This is a genomic window from Pelagerythrobacter sp. Soil_C_18 (assembly GCF_057657235.1).
On the sequence record NZ_JBDGIU010000002.1, the window covers coordinates 447,240 to 467,389 of the forward strand.

15 protein-coding genes are annotated in these 20,150 nt (G+C 66.4%); 3 read left to right on the forward strand and 12 right to left on the reverse strand.

The annotated features are described in order from the left end of the window. Positions 1–34: 34 nt before the first annotated feature. Complete coding sequence (locus tag AC3A5N_RS07820) at positions 35–2,212, reverse strand: ComEC/Rec2 family competence protein (RefSeq protein ID WP_487736742.1); 2,178 nt, start codon at positions 2,210–2,212, stop codon at positions 35–37. 29 nt (positions 2,213–2,241) lie between these two features. On the opposite strand from AC3A5N_RS07820, the gene gltX reads away from it, so the two are divergent. Beyond that, on the forward strand, positions 2,242–3,654 hold the full coding sequence (gltX, locus tag AC3A5N_RS07825; protein WP_487736743.1) for a glutamate--tRNA ligase: 1,413 nt from the start codon (positions 2,242–2,244) through the stop codon (positions 3,652–3,654). Positions 3,655–3,675: 21 nt separating this feature from the next. Then, positions 3,676–4,962, forward strand: coding sequence for a citrate synthase (locus AC3A5N_RS07830; protein ID WP_487736744.1), 1,287 nt, complete (start codon positions 3,676–3,678; stop codon positions 4,960–4,962). Positions 4,963–5,008: 46 nt separating this feature from the next. Here the strand turns inward: AC3A5N_RS07830 and AC3A5N_RS07835 are convergent, their stop codons facing one another. The 4 genes from AC3A5N_RS07835 to AC3A5N_RS07850 all read right to left on the reverse strand — a co-directional run bounded on the left by AC3A5N_RS07835 (position 5,009) and on the right by AC3A5N_RS07850 (position 8,975). Further along, positions 5,009–6,400 carry a sensor histidine kinase gene (locus AC3A5N_RS07835; protein ID WP_487736745.1) on the reverse strand — a complete coding sequence of 464 codons (1,392 nt, stop codon included), beginning with the start codon at positions 6,398–6,400 and terminating at the stop codon, positions 5,009–5,011. Positions 6,401–6,404: 4 nt separating this feature from the next. Next, positions 6,405–7,367, reverse strand: coding sequence for a hypothetical protein (locus tag AC3A5N_RS07840; RefSeq protein ID WP_487736746.1), 963 nt, complete (start codon positions 7,365–7,367; stop codon positions 6,405–6,407). A gap of 23 nt (positions 7,368–7,390) precedes the next feature. Next, on the reverse strand, positions 7,391–8,593 hold the full coding sequence (locus AC3A5N_RS07845; RefSeq protein WP_487736747.1) for a hypothetical protein: 1,203 nt from the start codon (positions 8,591–8,593) through the stop codon (positions 7,391–7,393). 73 nt (positions 8,594–8,666) lie between these two features. Further along, a complete protein-coding gene (locus tag AC3A5N_RS07850; RefSeq protein WP_487736748.1) occupies positions 8,667–8,975 on the reverse strand; it encodes an Hpt domain-containing protein in 309 nt (102 codons plus the stop codon). Positions 8,976–9,046: 71 nt separating this feature from the next. Between AC3A5N_RS07850 and AC3A5N_RS07855 the strand changes: the two genes are divergently transcribed. Beyond that, the gene (locus AC3A5N_RS07855; RefSeq protein WP_487736749.1) at positions 9,047–11,671 is read left to right on the forward strand and encodes a coiled-coil domain-containing protein; all 2,625 of its coding nucleotides are present in this window, start codon (positions 9,047–9,049) and stop codon (positions 11,669–11,671) included. Here AC3A5N_RS07855 and AC3A5N_RS07860 read toward each other — a convergent pair. From AC3A5N_RS07860 to nuoL, 7 genes are read right to left on the reverse strand one after another with little or no spacing between them, the layout of a single operon-like run. Next, positions 11,660–11,929, reverse strand: a complete 270-nt coding sequence (locus AC3A5N_RS07860; protein ID WP_487736750.1) for a DUF1467 family protein — start codon at positions 11,927–11,929, stop codon at positions 11,660–11,662. The two genes, AC3A5N_RS07855 and AC3A5N_RS07860, sit on opposite strands and share 12 nt — an antisense overlap. Positions 11,930–11,933: 4 nt before the next feature. Then, positions 11,934–13,580 (reverse strand): ribonuclease J, encoded by a 1,647-nt coding sequence (locus AC3A5N_RS07865; protein WP_487736751.1) that lies wholly within the window; start codon positions 13,578–13,580, stop codon positions 11,934–11,936. Continuing rightward, positions 13,577–14,353, reverse strand: a complete 777-nt coding sequence (locus tag AC3A5N_RS07870; protein WP_487736752.1) for a type III pantothenate kinase — start codon at positions 14,351–14,353, stop codon at positions 13,577–13,579. Before AC3A5N_RS07870 ends, AC3A5N_RS07865 begins: the two co-directional genes overlap by 4 nt. Positions 14,354–14,364: 11 nt before the next feature. Further along, positions 14,365–15,075, reverse strand: a complete 711-nt coding sequence (locus tag AC3A5N_RS07875; protein ID WP_487736753.1) for a biotin--[acetyl-CoA-carboxylase] ligase — start codon at positions 15,073–15,075, stop codon at positions 14,365–14,367. Continuing rightward, entirely contained in the window at positions 15,072–16,532 is a 1,461-nt protein-coding gene (gene nuoN, locus AC3A5N_RS07880; protein WP_487736754.1) for an NADH-quinone oxidoreductase subunit NuoN, read from the reverse strand. The genes AC3A5N_RS07875 and nuoN overlap by 4 nt, the downstream gene beginning before the upstream one ends. Beyond that, the gene (locus AC3A5N_RS07885) at positions 16,532–18,091 is read right to left on the reverse strand and encodes an NADH-quinone oxidoreductase subunit M (RefSeq protein ID WP_487736755.1); all 1,560 of its coding nucleotides are present in this window, start codon (positions 18,089–18,091) and stop codon (positions 16,532–16,534) included. Before AC3A5N_RS07885 ends, nuoN begins: the two co-directional genes overlap by 1 nt. Continuing rightward, the gene (gene nuoL, locus AC3A5N_RS07890; RefSeq protein WP_487736756.1) at positions 18,091–20,148 is read right to left on the reverse strand and encodes an NADH-quinone oxidoreductase subunit L; all 2,058 of its coding nucleotides are present in this window, start codon (positions 20,146–20,148) and stop codon (positions 18,091–18,093) included. The genes AC3A5N_RS07885 and nuoL overlap by 1 nt, the downstream gene beginning before the upstream one ends. Between the last annotated feature and the right edge of the window lie 2 nt (positions 20,149–20,150).

The window sequence follows — 20,150 nt, forward strand, 5'->3', positions numbered from 1 at the left end:
GAGCAAATGGCGGCGACACTGCTCGATCGTTGATCTAGCGCCGCGTGCCGCGCCACCAGCCATGTTCGCCCTGCCCCTCGGCGACCGTCTCCATGCGCGGCTCGTCTAGGTAGAGCGCGAGCCCACCCGTCCCGCTGAGCAGGCGTCGATCGGCCTTTAGCCAGCGGGGGCGGCAACTGCGCGGAAGAAAGCGGTCGGCGACGACGATATCGGCGCGGTCGCAGGCAGCGGCAAGCGCCCGTTCCTCCACCATGTCGCGGCCACGCGCCATCAGCAGCGTCCAGCGCCTCTCGCCGCGGTCGATTGCAAGCCTGCAGAAATCGCGGCTGCAGCGCGCACCGGCCCAGCGGCTGAGTGGAACCGGTTCGCCCTCCAGTCCCGCGAGTTCCAGGAGATTGTCGCGCGCGAACTCGCTGCGGGTATCGCGCAGCATCAGCAACCGGTCGCCCTCGCCTGCAATTCCGACGTGCCGCCCATCGCCCGAGATGAGCACGTCCGGCGCGGGCGTCCCGATGAGCAGGATCGTTCCGAGAGCTGCCGGCGCGAGGCCGAGCAGCCGCGCCCGCCCTCGCCAGAGCGCCAGCCATAGTCCGCCGGCAACGAACAGCGCGATGGTCGCCAGGTCCATCTGGGGCGCAAGCTTTACCGCTCCGGGCTGCGCGGCGGTGAAGTGCGCGATGGCGAGCAGCAGTTCGAGGGATTTGCCCGCGAGCCACCAGACAGGCGCGCCCGCTCCAGCGAGATCGAGCAGCAAGGCAAATGCGATCAGCGGCATCGATACGAAAGTGACCAGCGGAATCGCGATCACGTTCGCCAGCGCGCCGTAAAGACCGGCACGATGGAAATGAAACAGCACGATGGGCATCAGCGCTATCTCGATCACAACGCCCATGAGCAGCAGCATCCCGGCGCGCCGCGCGAACCGGACGATCCAGTTCTCCTCGCGTGGAGAAAGGAAAGCCTGCACCGGCGCGCTGCCATGCAGCGCGACGATGGCGAGCACCGCCGCGAAGCTCATCTGGAAGCTGGGCCCGACGAGCGACTCCGGCCACAGCAGGAGCACGGCAACGGCGGCCACCGCCACCATTCGCATCGACAGCGGCTCGCGTCCGAGCGCCAAGGCAATCAGCACGAGCACGGCGCCGATGCAGCTTCGCACCGTCGGTACCTCCGCACCTGTCAGCAGCGTGTATCCGACGCCTGCTCCGGCCGCGATGGCTGCGGCAACGACCGGCAGCCGCACGCGCAACGCAAGCCACGGCCAGAGCGAGAGGAGCTTGATGGCTAAAAGGTAAGCCGCCGCGATCACCGCGCTGACGTGAAGTCCGCTGATCGACAGCAGGTGCGTCAATCCGGAGTCCCGCATCGCCTCCTCGTCGGCACGGGTTATGGCTCCTCGATCTCCACTCGCGAACGCCGCCGCGATCGTGCCAGGTGAGCCCGACAGCCGCTCGCGCACGTGCGCGGCCAGCACGCGCTGAACCCCCGCCAGGCTGCTCGCGCCGCGGCCAGGCTGCACGATCTCGATCTCTCCGATCAGCGATCCCGTCGCTGAGAGCCCCTGGAACCATGCAGTGCGCGCAAAATCGTAGCCGCCCGGCAGCATGGGGGGCGACGGTGGCATCAGCCGAGTTCGCAGGCGCACGACCGCACCCTCCGCCAGTCCCGGCTGGTCCGCCGCGAGCGGCACGTTGATCCGCACCTTTCGCGCACGCGCCGCCTCCGCATCGCGGTACGCCAGCACGAGACGCAGGCGGTCTTCCGCCGGCTGGTCGATCCGTTCGAGAACCCGCGCCTCGATCCGTTCGACCCGGGGATAGGCGATCGGCTCCGCTCCCACGACCGCGGAACGCAGCCACACAATAGCCATCCCCGCCGCGACCACGATCGCCAGCGAAATTACGGCCAGGCGCAAGTTGGCCCGATCGTCCCGATCCCGCCACAGGGCCTGCGCCGCGATCGCGGCGAGCGTCGCAAGGGCGATAACGGCGATCCACTGCCATGGCACCGGCAAAAGGAACCAGACACCGATCCCGGCGGCGAAGGCGACGGCGAGCCAAGGCCCGCGATCAAATCCTGCCACGGCGAGAAACGTCTCGATCCGGTCCACCGCACTGGACAAACGCGCCGCGCTGCGCCAATTGCGCTGCGCTGCAGCATTGGCCTCTTCGGGCCCGCCCCCCAACGGCACCTCGGGCACCCCCGTCGCCATGGGAGACATAGGAAAGGATCACGTCGGATATGGCAAGCGATAGCGGACAGGTCGTGACGCGCTTCGCTCCATCGCCGACCGGATTCCTTCATATCGGCGGCGCCCGCACCGCGCTATTCAACTGGCTTTACGCCCGCCATCACGGCGGCCGGGCGCTGCTGAGAATCGAGGATACCGACCGCAAGCGCTCGACTCCGGAAGCGATCGAAGCGATTCTCGACGGGCTCGCGTGGCTCGGCCTCGAGTGGGACGACGACGTCGTGTTCCAGTCGGAACGCGGGGCCCGCCACGTGGAGGTGGCCGAGCAGCTCCTCGCCGCAGGGCACGCCTACAAGTGCTATGCAACGACCGAAGAGCTCGAGGAAATGCGGGCCGCCCAACGCGCCGCCAAGCAGCCGCTGCGCTACGACGGCCGCTGGCGCGACCGCGATCCCACCGATGCACCGCTCGGCGCGCCCTACGTCCTCCGCCTGAAGACCCCGAACGAAGGCGAGACGGTGATCGACGACCGCGTCCAGGGCCGGGTGACCGTGCGCAACGAGGAACTCGACGATTACGTCCTTTTGCGCGCCGACGGCACCCCGACCTACATGCTCGCGGTGGTGGTCGACGACCACGACATGGGCGTCACCCATGTCATCCGCGGCGACGACCATCTCAACAACGCCTTCCGCCAGTTGCCGATCTACCGAGCGATGAACTGGCCCGAGCCGGTCTATGCCCATATCCCGCTGATCCACGGCAGCGACGGGGCCAAGCTGTCGAAGCGTCACGGCGCGCTCGGTGCGGAAGCCTATCGAGACGAGTTCGGCATACTGCCCGAGGCGCTGTTCAACTACCTCCTCCGCCTCGGCTGGGGCCATGGCGACCGCGAGGAAATCACGCGCGAGGAGGCGATCTCGCTGTTCGATCTCGACGGCGTGGGCAAGAGCCCTTCCCGCTTCGACCTCAAGAAGCTGCAGAACCTCAACGGCCACTATATTCGCGAAGCCGACGACGCGCGGCTCGCAGGTCTCGTGGCCGAACGGGTTGGACCCGAAGCGGACAAGGCGCTGCTCGAACGCGCCATGCCGGTGCTCAAGACCCGCGCACGCGATCTCGACGAGCTTGCCGAAGGCGCGGCCTTCCTGTTCAAGCGCCGTCCGCTGACGCTTACGGAAAAGGCCGAAGCGCTGCTCACCGAGGGTGCGCGTGAGGTTCTGGCGCAGATCGCCAGTGGGCTACGGGCGGAAAAAAACTGGACAATCGAGGCGCTCGAAGCCACTACCAAGGCACTCGCTGAGGAGCTCGGACTGGGCCTCGGCAAGCTCGCGCAGCCCATGCGCGCAGCGCTGACCGGGACAACCACGTCCCCGGGTATTTTCGATGTGCTGGTCCTGCTTGGACGGGAAGAAGCGCTCGCGCGGATCGACGCGCAGGCCGCTCCGGCAAAGCAGGGCTAGGCATCAAAGAGGAGAACGAATTTGGCGGACAAGCAGGCGAAACTCGAACTGGGCGGCCAGACCCATGAATTCCCCGTGCTTCAGGGGAGCGTGGGGCCGGACGTGGTCGACATCCGCAAGCTCTACGGCAGCACCGGCGCTTTCACCTTTGACCCCGGTTACAAGTCGACCGCCAGCTGCGAAAGCGCGCTGACCTATATCGACGGGGAGGAAGGCGTTCTCCTTCACCGTGGCTACCCGATCGGTCAGCTTGCCGAACACTCGAGCTTTATGGAAGTCGCCTACCTGCTGCTGAACGGCGAACTGCCGTCGCAGGTCGAGCTCGACGACTTCAACTACACAATTACCCGCCACACGATGCTGCATGAGCAGCTCGCGACGTTCTATCGCGGTTTCCGCCGCGACGCCCACCCGATGGCGATCATGTGCGGCGTCGTGGGCGCACTGTCGGCCTTCTATCACGACAGCACCGACATCTCGGATCCCGAGCATCGCAAGATTTCCAGCCACCGCCTGATCGCGAAGATGCCGACGATCGCGGCAATGGCCTACAAGTTCTCCGTCGGGCAGCCGTTCCTCTACCCGCAGAACGACCTGAGCTATACCGGCAACTTCCTGCGCATGACCTTCGGCGTCCCCGCCGAAGAATACGAACTGCATCCGGCGGTCGAGAAGGCAATGGACCGGATCTTCATCCTCCACGCCGATCACGAACAGAACGCGTCGACCTCGACCGTCCGGCTCGCCGGGTCCTCCGGCGCCAACCCCTTCGCCTGCATCGCAGCCGGCATCGCCTGCCTCTGGGGCCCGGCACACGGCGGCGCGAACGAGGCGGCGCTCAACATGCTGCACGAAATCGGCACGCCAGACCGCATCCCGCACTACATCGAGCGCGCCAAGGACAAGAACGACCCCTTCCGCCTGATGGGCTTCGGCCACCGCGTCTACAAGAACTACGACCCGCGCGCGACGGTGATGCAGAAGACCGTGCGCGAGGTGTTCGAGGCGCTCAAGGTCACCGATCCGGTGTTCGAGACCGCGCTTCGGCTCGAGGAAATCGCGCTGAGCGACGACTACTTCAGGGAAAAGAAGCTCTTCCCGAACGTGGACTTCTACTCGGGCATAATCCTCTCGGCGATTGGCTTCCCGACCACCATGTTCACCGCCCTCTTCGCGCTCGCCCGCACGGTCGGGTGGGTCGCACAGTGGAACGAGATGATTTCCGATCCCGGCCAGGTCATCGGCCGCCCGCGCCAGCTCTACACCGGGCCGACCGAGCGCGACTACGTTCCGCTCGACAAGCGCTGAGCTTCACTCGGGTTGCCGGCAGCGCAGAGGCTCGCCGGCGACCCGATTATCCCTGAGACTTATGGCCCGCCGGTAGATCGAGCGTGAAGCTCGCGCCCTTCCCGGGCTCGCTCTCCACCGTCAGGTCTCCGCCCATCGCGCGAGCAAGCCGGCGTGAAATGTAGAGCCCGAGCCCGGAACCGCCATCGCCGCTGCGACCGAGCCGTTCGAACTTGTCGAACACCCGCGCCTGCTGCTCGGCGTCGAGCCCCGGCCCTTCGTCCACCACGCTCACCCGGACGCGCTCCCCCTCGCCTGAAAGCTCCAGCCGAATCTGCGAGCCCTCAGGGGAATAGCGGATCGCGTTGCCGACGAGGTTGAGCAGGATCTGCAGGACACGGCGGAATTCCGCCACTGCGGGCACGGAAACGCCCGCGGGCGGCGCGGTCAGCGCTATTCCCTTCTCCTTCGCACGCACCGCCAGGATCCCCGCTGCACGGCGGGCGACATCGCCAAGGTCGATCTCATCGGGGGCCGTGGCGAAGCCTTCCGCTTCGACGACCTCGAGATCGGATAGGTCTTCGATCAGCGCCAGGAGGTGCTGGCCGGCAGCCGCGATATCGGCCGCGTAGTTGCTGTACTCCTCGGCCAGCGGTCCGGCGAGGCGGGTGCGGATCGTTTCCGCATTGGCGATGATCCGCGCAATCGGCTGCCGCAGCACCGGTGCAAGATTTCGCCCGATCAGATGAGTTGCGGGGAGGCCAGCGGGTGCGGCGTCGGCCGGCGCTTCCGCGCGGGGAAGAACGGCCTCGGATGCGAGGTAGAGCTCGAATCCGGACTGCCCGGGCTCGGGCCCTCCGAGCGGCACCAGGGTCACTGTCCATTCCCGCGGCGATTCCGGCACCCGGACCGCCTGACCGTCAAGCAGGCGCCAGTGCATCGGCTGCTCGTGGACGGCACCGGTTAGCTCGACGAAATCGGTCCAGGGCCGCCCCGCGCCCTGCTCCATGCGCACAGCGAGCGCGGCGAGATCTGGCGCACGCGCTTCGGCGGCCAGCACCCCTTGCGTGGAATCGAGCCGCGCCCACAAATCGGCAACGCTGCGCTCGATCTCCAGATGCCGCGCAGCAGCCTGCGCATCGTCGTCGCGCGCCGCGGGGGATACCTGCCAGTCGGCGATACCGATGGAGCAGCCCGCTTCGCTTCCGGAATGGGGAAAAACCTCGATCCAGGCGCGGATGACTTCTTCGCCGCCGAATGCCTCGATCGCGCCGCCGAGGCGCGTACCGGCGATGCGCGCCTGGCGCACCCGTTCGAGCAGAGCAGGCACGGCAAGCACGCCGGGAACTTCGCCCCCGCAGCTCCGCTGCAAGGCGGCGATCAGTTCGTCTGCCTCGATCAAGCGATCTTCCGCATCGGTTCGTCCGCGCGCGAGAAAGCTGGGAGAGTGGGCATTCATGGGCTCAGCCCAAGGCCTGCCGGTCCGACGCCGCAAGGATCGCTGCGGCGCGATCGGCGCGCAGCGTGTCGAACGCGCCGGGCAGAGTGATGCCGGGGTGAAAGAGGACGAACTGCTCGGCGATCTGCTCAGGCTTGAGCCCGGCAGCGCGGAGCGCAAGCGCCAGTCGTCCGACCTGGCTTTCGTTGGTCGCCACGGCCATCAGATCGCGGTCCTGCCCTGTCGCCAGCGAAAGCGCCGAGAGGAACAAGGCCGCCCCGGCATGGCCGATCGAAAGCGCCGGCTTCATCCCGTCGCCGACCGCCCCGACCGCTCGTTCGAGCAAGGCGAGGCGGGTGGCATGCGGATGGTATGCGTCACGCAGGCGCTTGTCCGCTTGCTCTATGGCGTTTTCGTCGGTGCCGCCAGCTTGCGCGCGCCAAGTGGAAAGCGCGTGCTCGAACAGTGCCAAAGGCAGCTCTGCCAGCGGCAGTTCCACCCTGCGCTGCTGCTGAACGAAACGGGCTTGCGCGGCGAGAAGCGCCATGGCGAGCTGCGCGGTGTCCGTGTCAGAGGACGCGATCAGCGACTGAAGCAGCGGGGACAGCACCGGATCGATCGCGTTCCGCCGCTCCAGCTGCATGGCCAGGCGATGTTCGAGCGCGAGTGCGTGGCAGTGGCCGAGAAACTGCAGGTTTCGCGCAAGGCTCTCGGCCAGCACCTCTCCATGCTCGGCAGCGAAGGCGAACGGATCCTCGATACCTGCCGCATTTGCCTGCGCGACCAGTGCCTGCCGTGCCACGTGAAGGCCCATTCCTCGCACATTCGCCACGATCTCGTCGCTGAACAGCGCGCTGTCGTGATTGGCGAGCAACATGCCTAGCATCGGACCGACCGTGCCGAGCACGAGGTCGCCGCGCGCGAGCTCGCCCGCGAGAACCGCCTCGATCGGCGAATACGAGGCGCTGTTCGTGCCGGAGTCGGTCATTCATCCGCCTTAGCGCGGTATAGTTAAGCGTGCGTTATCCGCCCTCGCACACCGGCGAGATAGAACGCTGCCAGAACCGCGAGCGCAAGTAGCTGAATTCCAGTGAGAGTTTGATCGAGCGCCGCACATAGTGCGAGCACCAGCGCCAGTATCCCCCTATCCGTGGCCGCGCGCGCGAATGATTCCACCTGCGAGTGCTCGGCGATCCGCAGCGCGAAAAGCAGCGCAAGGCCCGCAAACAACCATCCCGCAAGTTCGCCAACCGGCGCGAGCATTCCGATCAGCGCCAGGATCGTCGCATCGACCACCATTCCCGGCAGGGCGCGGGCGATGCGCGCAACCATGCCGCTCCGGCGGCCTTCGCTCAAAAATGCGGCAACCGTCTCGCCTGTACGCAGCAGGAAAGCGCCTATCGCAACCGATCCGAAGGCGAGCGCTGGCAGCTTCCACCATGCGGCGGCAAGCGCTCCGCCGAGGCCCAGGATACCGCCCGCGATCGGAAGCGCCGCCTTGCCGCGCTGCGCGAGGATGCCCGGCGCCAGGACCATCGCGGCCCTATCCGCCAAGGCATGCACCGGCGCGGCGAACGAGGACAGCGTGACCCGCTGGTTCAGCCACGCGGTCTCGAATGCACGCGCCTGCTGCTCGTTGCGGAGCAAGCCCCAGCGGCGGTCGGTCACCAGTGACTGCGGGAGCGGCACGATGCGCGTGCCCGTCTGCAGGCCGACGCGCAGCAAGGCAGGCACCGCATCGACTTCGAACGGCATTTCGACCAGGCGCTCCACCGCCGATCCCGGCAGGCGCGCGACGCCGGCCCAGGCGTGGTCGCGGTCGATTCGCTCGAACCCTGCCTCGATGCCTGCTTCGGCCGGCAGGGCGACGATGCCTGAGCGCTCGCCCAGCAGTTCGCCCATCACCAGGGGGTCGGGTACGACACCTTCGGCAAAGAGGAACAATTCGTCCTGCGCCCGGACCAGCCCGGAAAGCGACCGCGCGCTGCTCAGCGCGTGGAAGGTCGCCCCGCCCTGCTCCGCACGGTGAAGCAAGGGCAGCACGCCTTCGTTCAGGCCCTCGGCAAGGCACACGATGCGTTCGCACCCGAGGCGCAGCGCGAGATCGAGCTGGAGCGCGGCGACGCTGCGCCCGGCCACGGTAAGCAGGCCGCGCACGGTCGCCTCGGTGCCTTCTCCGCCCGGATGGATCGCCGACAGGATCGCAACCCGCAACTGCTCACTCCCGCATGAAAGTGGGGAGGTTTAAGCCCAGCTGGCGCTCGTGCCAAGCGCGCCGGTCGGGCGCTCAGTTGCGTCCGGCGGAGAAATCGCGGGTGAACGCCGCGAGCTTGCGCAGCACGGTCGGTTCCCCCGGGGCCGCAGCGATCGCTTCGTCCGCAAGTTCGATGAGGTCGGCGGCATGAAAGCTCGCAGCCAGACCCTTCAGCCGCAAGGCGGCGACATTCCAGTTCCCGTCGCAGCGCGCCCGCGCGAGCAGGTCGATCTGCCGCGCGAGACTGTCCGCGAAAGCCGCGCGCAGTTCGGCGAGCAGGACGGGATCGTCGCCGGCCGCTGCTGCCAGCGTAGCATCGAGGGCGCCGCTTTCGTGGACCATTGCACTCGGTCTATCGCAAGACTGGTTAAAGCAGGGTTTCAGCCCCCCCTTTTCGTGATAGCCTTCCGGCTATGTCTGGAGGATCGAATATCAGGGCCATAGGGCCGGACGACGCGGGGAGCGGGCAGGTCACGAGCGAGGTCGAAACGACCGAAATCGAGGCGGACGTCGGCGAGCATACCGCGTTCGAGGAGGAATGGGACGAAGATCTCGAACCAGAGGTGAAGGCCCGATGGCTTGCGCCGGCGCTCGCCCTGGGTGCGACGCTGGTGTGGACCGCAGCCTTCGTGTGGATCGTCCACGAACCCATGCTTGCGGGCGCCCCGCCGGCCCAGTGGCTCACCTGGATGGGCCAATGGGCAGTGCCGGTTCTTCTCGTGGCGGTGTTGTGGCTGCTCGCGACGCGCAACAGCACGCATGAAGCGCGCCGCTTCAGCGAAGTCGCCCATCTGCTCTCGCACGAGTCACGCGTGCTGGAGACCAGGCTCGTTACGATCAACCGCGAGCTCAGCCTCGCGCGCGAGTTCCTCGCGTCGCAATCGCGCGAACTCGATACGCTTGGGCGGGTCGCAACCGAGCGGCTGTCGACCCACGCCGATCGCCTGCAGGGGCTCGTCCAAGACAACGGACAGCAGGTGGAAGCGCTTGCAACTGTCAGCACCACTGCCCTGACCAACATGAACAAATTGCGCGACGACCTGCCCGTTATCGCCAATTCGGCCCGCGACGTTTCGAACCAGATCGGCAACGCGGGTCGGATCGCACACGAGCATGTCGCCGAACTGACGAGAGGCTTCGAGCGGCTCAACGAATTCGGTCAGGCGAGCGAGCGACAGGTCGGCACTTTCGAGTCCCGCATCGAGGAAGCCCTGGCCGTGTTCGGCAACCAGCTCGATCAGCTCGATCATCTGACTGCCGAGCGCTTCGAGGCGCTCCGTAGCAGAAGCGAGACGTTCCGCACCGAACTCGACGGGCGCGAAGTGGAAACGCTGGCCGCGTTGCGCCGCCGTGCAGGCTCGCTTGCCGAAGAACTGCAGGCCACGCACGAGGCGCTGGCGTCGGAAGAGGAGGAAGCGCTCGTTTCCCTCCGCGCCCGCCTCGGTGGCCTGCGCGACGAGGCCAAGATCATCGGCAATGCCGTGCGCGAGGGCGAAGATGCCGCGCTCGGCACCTGGGCCGAACAGATCGAGGCGATGAAGCAGCGCCTCAACGAGGCAATCGAGGTGATCAAGGGTGTCGACGACAACGCCCTCGCCTCGGCCAATCAGAAGCTCGCCGCGCTCAAGGTCGAAGCCGAAGCCGTCGACCGCGGCATCGCGGAACGTGATCAGCGTCTGCAGGAGCGGATCGCCGAGCGTCAGGCGATCCTCGCCGAGGCAGAGCGGGAATATACCGAAGCGCTTGCGTCGCGCCTTGCGGAAATCGATGCGGCCATTGCCGAGCGGCGTGAAGCCCATATCGCCCAGACCGACGAACTTGCACGCAAGGGCGAGGCAGTGACCGAGCGGCTGGTTCAGTTGCGCGCGGAAGTCGAAGCAATCGCGCATCATGGCGGAGAAACCGAGCAGGTCCTGGCGCAAAGCCTCGAACGGCTCGAAGTGAAGCTCGGCGAAAGCCGCGCGACGCTGCACGGAACCGACGAAGCGGTCGCCTCCCTCACAGAGGCCAGCGTGCGCCTGCTCGAACTGCTCCAGGCGAGCGAGCAGCATTCGCGTGAGGATCTGCCTCTCGCCATCGGCGAAGCGGAAGGCCGCCTTGCGTCGGTCGAGGAACGCGCTGGCAATCTCAAGCTTGTGCTCGACGAAGCGAACGCCACCAGCGCGCAGTTGTCCGACTACGTTGCCGGCGCCCGCGACACCGGCCGCGAGACGATCGGCGATGTGGAAGTCTTGCACGAGCGGTTCGCGCAGGCGAACGAAGCCCATGTGGCACAGGTCGGCGAACTTCGCGCCGTGATCGCCGCCCTCGAAGAGGACAGCACTGCCGTCGCCGAGAAGGCGCGCGCGGATCTGCGCGACGCCATCGAGGCGCTCGAAACCGCGGCCCGCTCGGCCCGGGCCGCCATCGGCGAGAGCGCGAGCGAGAGCATTCGCGAACTTGCCGAGCGCGTGGGCATGGAGACCTCGCAAGCGCTGGACGAGGTCATGCGGGAGAAAGCCGAGCAGTCGATCGGCCAACTCGAGAAAGCGGCCGCGAAAGCATCGGATGCTAGCCGCCAGGCCGCCATCCAGCTCCGCGACCAGCTCGCCAAGGTGGACGAGCTCGCCGCCAACCTCGAAACACGTGTCGTGCAGGCGCGCGAACGCGCCGAGGAGCAGGTCGACAACGATTTCGCGCGGCGTATGGCGCTTATCACCGAGAGCCTCAATTCGAACGCGATCGACATCGCGAAGGCGCTCTCGACCGAAGTGACCGACACGGCCTGGGCATCATACCTGCGCGGCGACCGCGGCATCTTCACCCGCCGCGCGGTGCGCCTGCTCGACCGGGCGGAGGCGCGCGATATCGCCGGCCTTTACAACAGCGAGCCAGATTTCCAGGAGAACGTAAACCGTTACGTCACGGACTTCGAGGGAATGCTGCGCACGATGTTGTCCACGCGCGACGGAAACGCCCTCGGCGTGACCTTGCTCAGCTCCGACATGGGCAAGCTCTACGTCGCGCTCGCCCAGGCGATCAAACGGCTACGCGAATAGGCGGGTGACGTCGAGATCGTCGACGTCGACCCAGCGATACTCGTAGTTGAGCGCGAATAGGCCGGTGAGCACCGCCGCGAGGATCGTCGCGCGCAGCGCAACGCGGCCGGGGCGGAAGTTGGCCGGCGCACTGTCGGCCTGACCCGGGATCTTCTCGAGACCAAGCTCGTCGTGCGTGCGAACGCCGAACGGGAGCAGAAAGAACGCACTCATCACCCAGACGATGAAATAAATCGCGAGGATCGAAGTCCACTGCATCTCGTCAGCCCTCTACCGCCACGACCTTGACCTGCGGGTTCTTGCCCGACCAGCGCCGTGCGGCGCGGCGAGCGGCGAGCCGAGCAGCCTCGGCAACACCTTCCGTGCCCACGCTCCCCTTGCCGCGCAGCTTGCCGATGGCTTCCAGCACATCGGCTTTCGCCTCCGCGACGAAGTCGGTCATATCTTCCTCGAGCGGGAGCCCGAAGGATTCAACTTCCACCCCGCCGTTGGGGGAGAGAATGACCACCAGCGCGCCTTCCGCAGCGATACGCCTGCGCATGACGATGCCCTCGCCATCGGCGGGTGCGATGATGTCGCCGTCGAGCACGAGCCGCCCTGCGCGCACTTCCGCCACTTTCCCCGGTTCGCCGGGTGCGAGGCGCACGACGTCGCCATTCACCTGCGCCACCGCGTGGGGAATGCCGCTGGCAAGGCCGAGCCGCGCCTGTTCCTGCATGTGCCGCACTTCGCCATGGACCGGCACAAGCACCTCGGGGCGCAGCCATCCGTAAAGCGCCTCGAGTTCCGGCCGACCCGGATGGCCGGACACGTGAATCGCGCTCTGCCGGTCGGTAACCATCACGATCCCCCGCGCGGCGAGCTGGTTCTGCACCCGCCCGATCGCGATCTCGTTGCCCGGGATCTGGCGGCTGGAGAACAGCACCACGTCGCCGGCGGTCAGCTCGATCGGATGCGATCCGTCGGCAATTCTTGCGAGTGCCGCTCGCGGTTCGCCCTGCCCACCCGTCGCGAGGACTAGCACCTCGCCGCGCGGCAGGCCCATGGCGGTGACGAAATCGACCAGCGGCGGCAGGTCTTCCAGATAGCCGTTGTCCTGCGCGACGTCGATGATCCGGTCGAGCGAACGGCCGGCGACGCACAGCTGGCGCCCGGTCGCCTTCGCGACCTCACCCAGGGTGTGCAGCCGGGCAACGTTGGAAGCGAACGTGGTGACGAGCACCCGCTTGCCCGTGTGGCGCTTCACCTCGTCCATCAGCCCTTGATAGACGGCGCCTTCCGAACCACTCGCCGCGGGATTGAAAACGTTGGTAGAATCGCACACGAGCGCGAGAATGCCTTCATCGCCGAGTTCGATCAGTTCCTCCTCGGTCGTCGGCTCGCCGACGATCGGATCTTCGTCGAGCTTCCAGTCCCCGGTGTGAAACACGCGGCCGTAAGGGGTCTCGATCAGCAGCGCGTTCCCCTCGGCGATCGAGTGAGCGAGCGGCACATAAGAGATACCGAAGGGGCCCAAGGAGAACTGATCGGTGCTTGCGACTACGTTGAGTTCGACCGTGCGCGAGAGCCCGGCTTCCTCCAGCTTGCGCATCACCAGATCGGCGGTGAACGGCGTGGCGTAGAGCGGAACGCCGAGGTCCGCGGCGAAATAAGGCACCGCGCCGATGTGGTCCTCGTGCGCGTGGGTGAGGACGATGCCGACGAGGTCCTTCGCGCGCGTCTCGATGAATTCCAGGTCCGCGAACACGAGGTCCACGCCGGGATATTCGCCGCCGGAGAACGTCATGCCGAGATCGACCATCAGCCACTTCCCGTCGCATCCGTAGAGGTTGACGTTCATGCCGATCTCGCCCGATCCGCCGAGCGCGAGGAACAGAAGTTCCTTCTCCGGGGTGAAGTCCTTTTTCACCGTGATGCACGCTCCGCGAGAATGGCAAGGCCTTCGAGCGTGAGGTCGGCGTCGACCGCGTCGAAGATCTGCGTGTGCTGATCGAACAGGATCGCAAGACCGCCGGTCGCGACTACCCTGGCGGGACGGCCGATCTCGGCCCGCATGCGAGCGATCAGGCCCTCCATCATCGAAACGTAGCCCCAGAATACGCCGATCAGCATTTGATCCTCGGTGTTCGTGCCGATCACGCTGTTCGTGCGCGGCGCTTCGATCGCAATTCTCGGCAGCTTCGCGGTGTTGCCCACCAACGCGTCGAGCGAGAGGTTGATCCCCGGGGCGATGATCCCGCCCTTGTAGGCGCCGTTGAAATCGACCGCGTCGAACGTTGTCGCGGTGCCGAAGTCGACCACGATGAGGTCGCCCTGATACTTGGCGTGCGCGGCGATCGCGTTGAGCGCACGATCGGCGCCGAGCGAACGCGGCTCGTCGACATCCACCGAGAAGCCCCAGGCGGCATCGCCCTCGCCCGCGATTATCGGCGTCAGGCCGAAGTACTTCTCCGCCAGCACCGCGAGATTGTGAATCGCGCGCGGCACGACCGAGCCGACGATGATCCGCGTGATCGCCGTCCGTTCGTAACCTTCGATCTTGAGCAACTGGAGCAGCCAGACGGCATATTCGTCGCCCGTCCGGCGCGGATCGGTGGCAATGCGCCAGCGGGCCTTGATCTCCAGGCCCTCGAACAATGCGAAGACCACGTTGGTATTTCCGACATCGGCAGCGAGCAGCATGGCGGGTTCCTTCAGCCGAGCGTCACATCGCCTGCGTGGATGGCACGGGTCGTCCCGTCTTCCAAGCGCAGGAGAAGCGATGCGTCGGGCGCAAGGCCGGCGAAGGTGCCGTATATCGGCACGCCATCGGCATCGTGGACCTTAAGCGGGGTGCCGAGCGGGTGCGCCACGGCCAGCCAGCGGCGGATCAGCGGTTCGATCCCGAACGTGCGCCAGCGCTCGATCTCCCGGTCGAAGGCGGCGGCCAGGGTGAGAGCGAACGCATCGCGGTCGGGCGCCGGTCCGAAATCCGACAGGGCCACCGTCGGCCGGTCGGGCAGATCGGGCGCCTGCGCGAGATTGATCCCGATGCCGGCCACCACCGCCTCGCCTTCGCGCTCGAGCAAGATGCCCGAGAGCTTGGCGCCGCCGAGCAAGAGATCGTTCGGCCACTTGATGACCAGCGCGCGCGGATCGGGAAGCAGCGGCAGGACGGCTTCGTAGGCCGCGAGCGCCGTGGCGAGCGTCAGCGTGTGTGCGGGCGGATCGCCGGGGCCCGGATGGACCACGGTCGAACCCATGAAGTTGCCCGACGCATCCTGCCACGGACGCCCCTGGCGGCCCCGCCCTGCGACCTGCCGGTCCGCGACCAGCCAATCGCCCTCGGCGACGCGCTCCCCCGCGCGCAACCGCGCGGCGAGGTCGGCACTGGTCGATCCGGTTTCTGCGACGGTGCGGATCAAGCGACGAAGAACAGCGCGGCGGCCGCCTTGTCGGCCAAATCGCCCAGCGGACTCGTCAGGAGGTAACCCAGCGGGGACACGAACACCGTCGTCACGCCGAGGATCAGCCAGTGAGCCCAATCGCTCTTGCCCGTCACCACACCGGCGGGTTCGTCGAAGTACATCACCTTGATGATCTTGATGTAGTAGAACGCGCTGATCACGCTGGCCGCGATGCCGATGGCCGCGAGGGCCACGAGATCGGCCTCGACCGCCGCCTGGAAGACGACGAACTTGCTCCAGAAGCCGAATAGCGGTGGGATCCCGGCGATGCTGAACATCATCGCCGCGAAGCATAGCGCCAGGAGCGGCTGCGTGCGCGAGAGGCCCGCGATGTCGGCAACGCCCTCGAGCTGCTCACCATCGGCGGTGCGCAGCATCAGCACGACGACGAAGCTGCCGAGCGTCATCGCGACGTAGATCACGAGGTAGACGAGCATCGCCGAAACGCCGCTCACCGTTGCCGCCGCAAGCCCGATCAGGATGAAGCCGACGTTGTTGATCGACGAGTAAGCCAGCAGGCGCTTGAGGTTGTTCTGCCCGATCGCGCCCAGCGCACCGAGGACGATCGATGCAAGCGCGGCAAAGATGACGATCTGCCGCCAGGCATCCACCTGCGCGCCGAACGCATCGACGGCAACGCGCGCGGTGAGCGCGATCGCCGCCACCTTGGGCGCCGTCGAGAAGAAGGTCGTCACCGGCGTCGGCGCGCCTTCGTAGACGTCGGGCGTCCACATGTGGAACGGCACCGCCGAGATCTTGAACGCGAGACCGGCGAGCACGAAGATCAGCCCGAACAGCGCGCCCATCGAGAGCTCGCCCGTGAGCGCGGCGCGCGCGCCTTCGAACGAGGTGGTGCCGGTGAAGCCGTAGACCAGGCTGATGCCGTAGAGGAGGATACCGCTCGCGAGCGCGCCGAGCACGAAATACTTGAGCCCTGCCTCGGCCGAACGGTCGTCCGTCCGCATGAACGACGCGAGGACGTAAGCGGCCAGGCTGTTGAGCTCGAGCCCGATGTACAGCGTGATGAAATCGGTCGCCGAGACCATGATCCCCATGCCGAGCGTGGCGAGCAGCACCAGCACCGGATACTCGGGCCGCATTGCATCGTGGCGGTCGAAGAATGTCGGCGCGATCATCAGGCAGGCGATCGCCGCGACGTAGATCAGGATCTTGGAGAACGAAGCGAAGGCATCGGCGGCGAATTGCCCACCGAAGGCCAGCGTGTCCGGCCCCATCGCCCCGGCGCAGAGCGCGGGCGCGGCGAGGAACGCCGCACCGCCGAGCGCGACGGCGGCAAGTATACTCACCAGGCGGCTTGAATTGCGGCTCCAGGCCGCGACCAGCAGCAGCGCCAGCGCGGAGAGGCTGAGCAGGATCTCGGGCGCTATGAGCGCGAGGGAAGCCTTGAAGTCCATCAGTGCGCTCCCTCCGCTTCGCCGTGGCCGGCATCGTGCGTGCCCCCCACGGCATTGGCGGCCTCGGCATGCGGCGTGCCGGCAACGAGGTGCGCGTCACCTTCAGGCGCAGCGCGCGAGAGGCGGGCATCGAGAGCTGCAATGTCCTGACGCATCGGGGCGAGGAAGCTTTCCGGATAGACGCCCATCCACAGGACGGCCGCGGCGATCGGACCCAGCATGAGCCATTCGCGCAAGGAGAGATCGGGCATGGCGGCGGCGTCCGCATTCTTCTGCACGCCGAACGCGATGCGCCAGTAGAGATAGAGCATGTAACCCGCGCCCAGAATGATACCCGTGGCACACACCAGGGTCACCCAGGTGTTCGCCTGATAGATGCCGGCGAGGCTCAGGAACTCGCCGACGAAACCGCTCGTGCCCGGCAGGCCGATGCTTGCCATCGTGAACAGCAGGAAGAACAGCGCATATTTCGGCATGTTGATCGCGAGGCCGCCGTAGCGGTCGATCTCACGCGTGTGCAGCCGGTCGTAGATCACGCCCACGCACAGGAACAGTGCGCCCGACACGAGACCGTGGCTGAGCATGACGATCATTGCGCCTTCGAGGCCCTGCACGTTGAAGGCGAACAGGCCGACGGTGACGATCGCCATGTGCGCGACCGACGAATAGGCGATCAGCTTCTTCATGTCCTGCTGCACCAGCGCGATCAGGCTGGTGATGACCACCGCGGCCATCGACAGACCCCAGATAAGCCACACGAACTGGGCGCTCGCTTCGGGGAACATCGGCAGGCTGAAGCGGATGAAGCCGTAGCCGCCCATCTTCAGCAGCACGCCGGCCAGGATCACGGAGCCGGCCGTCGGCGCCTGAACGTGCGCGTCGGGAAGCCAGGTGTGGACCGGCCACATCGGCATCTTCACCGCGAAGCTGGCGAAGAACGCGAGCCACAGCCAGGTCTGCGCGGCAGGCGGGAAATCGTACTGCATCAGCGTCGGGATGTCGGTGGTGCCCGCTTCGTTCACCATCCACAGCATCGCGATCAGCATCAGCACCGATCCGAGCAGCGTGTAGAGGAAGAACTTGTACGCGGCGTAAATCCGGTTCTGGCCGCCCCAGATGCCGATGATCAGGTACATCGGGATCAGCACGCCTTCGAACAGCATGTAGAACAGGAACAGGTCCTGCGCCGCGAAGACGCCGATCATCAGCACTTCCATGAACAGGAAGGCCGCCATGTACTCGCTGACGCGCTTCTCGATCGAATGGCTGGCGAGAATGCAGATCGGCATCAGGAATACGCTGAGCACGATCAGCAGCATCGCGATCCCGTCGATCCCGAGCGCGTAGTTGAAGCCCGCGAACAGCGGCGCGTGCTCGGTGAACTGCCACTGCGGCCCGCCGATGTCGAAGTTGAGCCACAGCACCACGCCCAGCGCGAGGTCGATCAGCGTCGCCGCCAGCGCGATCGTGCGCGCCGCCTTCGCTTCCACGAACAGGCAAGCCACGGCCGCGAGCAGCGGCACCAGCAGCATCACGGAAAGGATCGGGAAGCCCCCCATTACATCAGCACCCACGTAACCGCGGCCACCAGCCCGAGCAGCATGACCAGCGCATAGCTATAGAGATATCCGGACTGCACCTTCTTCGCCGCAACCGTGCCCTTGGCGACCACCCAGGCGGCTCCGTCCGGGCCGAACCGGTCGATCAGGCCGACGTCGCCGCGCTTCCAGAACTGGCGGCCGAACCAGAACGCCGGCCTGATGAACACCAGGTTGTAAAGCTCGTCGAAGTACCACTTCCGGTAGACGAAGTTGTGCAGCAGGCTGAACTGATCGACGAACTTGCCCGGGATCGAGGTATCGCGGATGTAGGCGAGCCAGGCACCGAACAGGCCGATCAGCATGACGATGGTGGCGGTCAGCTTCACCCACAGTGGCACGGCGTGCATCTGGTGAATCAGCGCTTCGTTGTAGAAGATCGAATCGCCCCAGAACGCCGGATCGTCGAGGAAGGCGTGGCTGAACACCCAGCCCGCGAACACCGCACCCAGCGCCAGCAGGCCCAGGGGGACCAGCATCGTCAGCGGACTCTCGTGCGGGTGATAGCCGGCGGTGCCGTCGCCATGCTCGGGCGAAGGGACGTGATGCGTCGCATCGTCGCCCGTATCTTCCTGCGCCGGCGGATTGTCCTCCTCCGGCTCGTCGTGGCCGTGATGGACCGCGTGCTGGATATGCTCGCTGTCCGCCCAGCGCGGCTTGCCCCAGAAGGTCAGGAACATCAGGCGCCACGAATAGAAGCTCGTCAGCAGCGCCGCGATCGCACCCATCCAGAAGGCGAAGGTGCCCATTTCGGTCCCGCGCGCGAACGCGACTTCGAGGATCGCGTCCTTGGAATGGAAGCCTGCGAATCCCGCGTGCAGCCAATAGACGCCCACACCGGTGATCGCGAGCGTGCCCGCCATCATCGCCCAGAAGGTGAACGGGATGTGCTTACGCAGCGCGCCGTAATAGCGCATGTCCTGCTCGTGGTGCATCGCATGGATCACGCTGCCCGCACCGAGGAACAGCAGCGCCTTGAAGAAGGCGTGCGTGAACAGGTGGAACATCGCCGCACCGTAGGCGCCGACGCCTGCGGCGAAGAACATGTAGCCGAGCTGCGAGCAGGTCGAATAGGCGATGACCCGCTTGATGTCCCACTGCGTCGTGCCGATCGTCGCGGCGAAAAAGCAGGTCGCGGCGCCGATGAAAGTCACCATGCCGAGCGCCACCGGTGCGGTCTCGAACATCGGCGAGAGACGGCAGACCATGAACACGCCCGCGGTGACCATCGTCGCCGCGTGGATCAGCGCGGAAACCGGCGTCGGGCCTTCCATCGCGTCCGGCAGCCAGGTGTGCAAGCCGAGCTGCGCCGACTTGCCCATCGCGCCGATGAACAGGAGGATGCAGAGAACATCCATCGTCTGCAGCCGCATGCCGAGGAAGCCGATCGAGCTGCCGCTCATGCCCGGCGCGGCGGCGAGGATCTCGGGGATCGAGGTCGTCTGGAACACCAGGAACGTGCCGAAGATGCCGAGCATGAAGCCGAGATCGCCGACGCGGTTGACCACGAAGGCCTTGATCGCGGCCTTGTTGGCGCTCGGTTTCTTGAACCAGAACCCGATCAGGAGATAGCTGGCGAGGCCGACGCCTTCCCAACCGAAGAACATCTGCACCAGGTTGTCCGCCGTCACCAGCATCAGCATGGCGAAGGTGAACAGCGAGAGATAGGCGAAGAACCGCGGCTGATCCGGGTCCTCGTCCATGTAGCCCCAGCTATAGAGGTGGACGAGCGCGGAGACGCTGGTGATCACCACCAGCATGACCGCGGTCAGCGTGTCGACCCGCAGCGCCCAGTCGAAGCTCAAGGTGCCCGACTGCACCCACTGCAGCACCGGCACGACATGCGCCTCGGCCGTTCCGTTGAGGAACCCGAGGAAGATCGGCCACGAAAGCGCACACGAGACGAACAGCGCGCCGGTCGTGAGCGACTTGGCAACCGTGTTGCCCAGCGCGCGATTGCCGAGCCCGGCAACGATCGCCGCGAGCAGCGGCAGAAAGACGATAAGCAGGATCTGCACCG

Coding starts and splice junctions, on each gene's coding strand:
- AC3A5N_RS07820 (WP_487736742.1), bottom strand. CDS start 2,212: ATGGCGACGGGGGTGCCCGAGGTGCCGTTGGGGGGCGGGCCCGAAGAG.
- gltX (WP_487736743.1), top strand. CDS start 2,242: ATGGCAAGCGATAGCGGACAGGTCGTGACGCGCTTCGCTCCATCGCCG.
- AC3A5N_RS07835 (WP_487736745.1), bottom strand. CDS start 6,400: ATGAATGCCCACTCTCCCAGCTTTCTCGCGCGCGGACGAACCGATGCG.
- AC3A5N_RS07840 (WP_487736746.1), bottom strand. CDS start 7,367: ATGACCGACTCCGGCACGAACAGCGCCTCGTATTCGCCGATCGAGGCG.
- AC3A5N_RS07850 (WP_487736748.1), bottom strand. CDS start 8,975: ATGGTCCACGAAAGCGGCGCCCTCGATGCTACGCTGGCAGCAGCGGCC.
- AC3A5N_RS07855 (WP_487736749.1), top strand. CDS start 9,047: ATGTCTGGAGGATCGAATATCAGGGCCATAGGGCCGGACGACGCGGGG.
- AC3A5N_RS07860 (WP_487736750.1), bottom strand. CDS start 11,929: ATGCAGTGGACTTCGATCCTCGCGATTTATTTCATCGTCTGGGTGATG.
- AC3A5N_RS07870 (WP_487736752.1), bottom strand. CDS start 14,353: ATGCTGCTCGCTGCCGATGTCGGAAATACCAACGTGGTCTTCGCATTG.
- nuoN (WP_487736754.1), bottom strand. CDS start 16,532: ATGGACTTCAAGGCTTCCCTCGCGCTCATAGCGCCCGAGATCCTGCTC.
- AC3A5N_RS07885 (WP_487736755.1), bottom strand. CDS start 18,091: ATGGGGGGCTTCCCGATCCTTTCCGTGATGCTGCTGGTGCCGCTGCTC.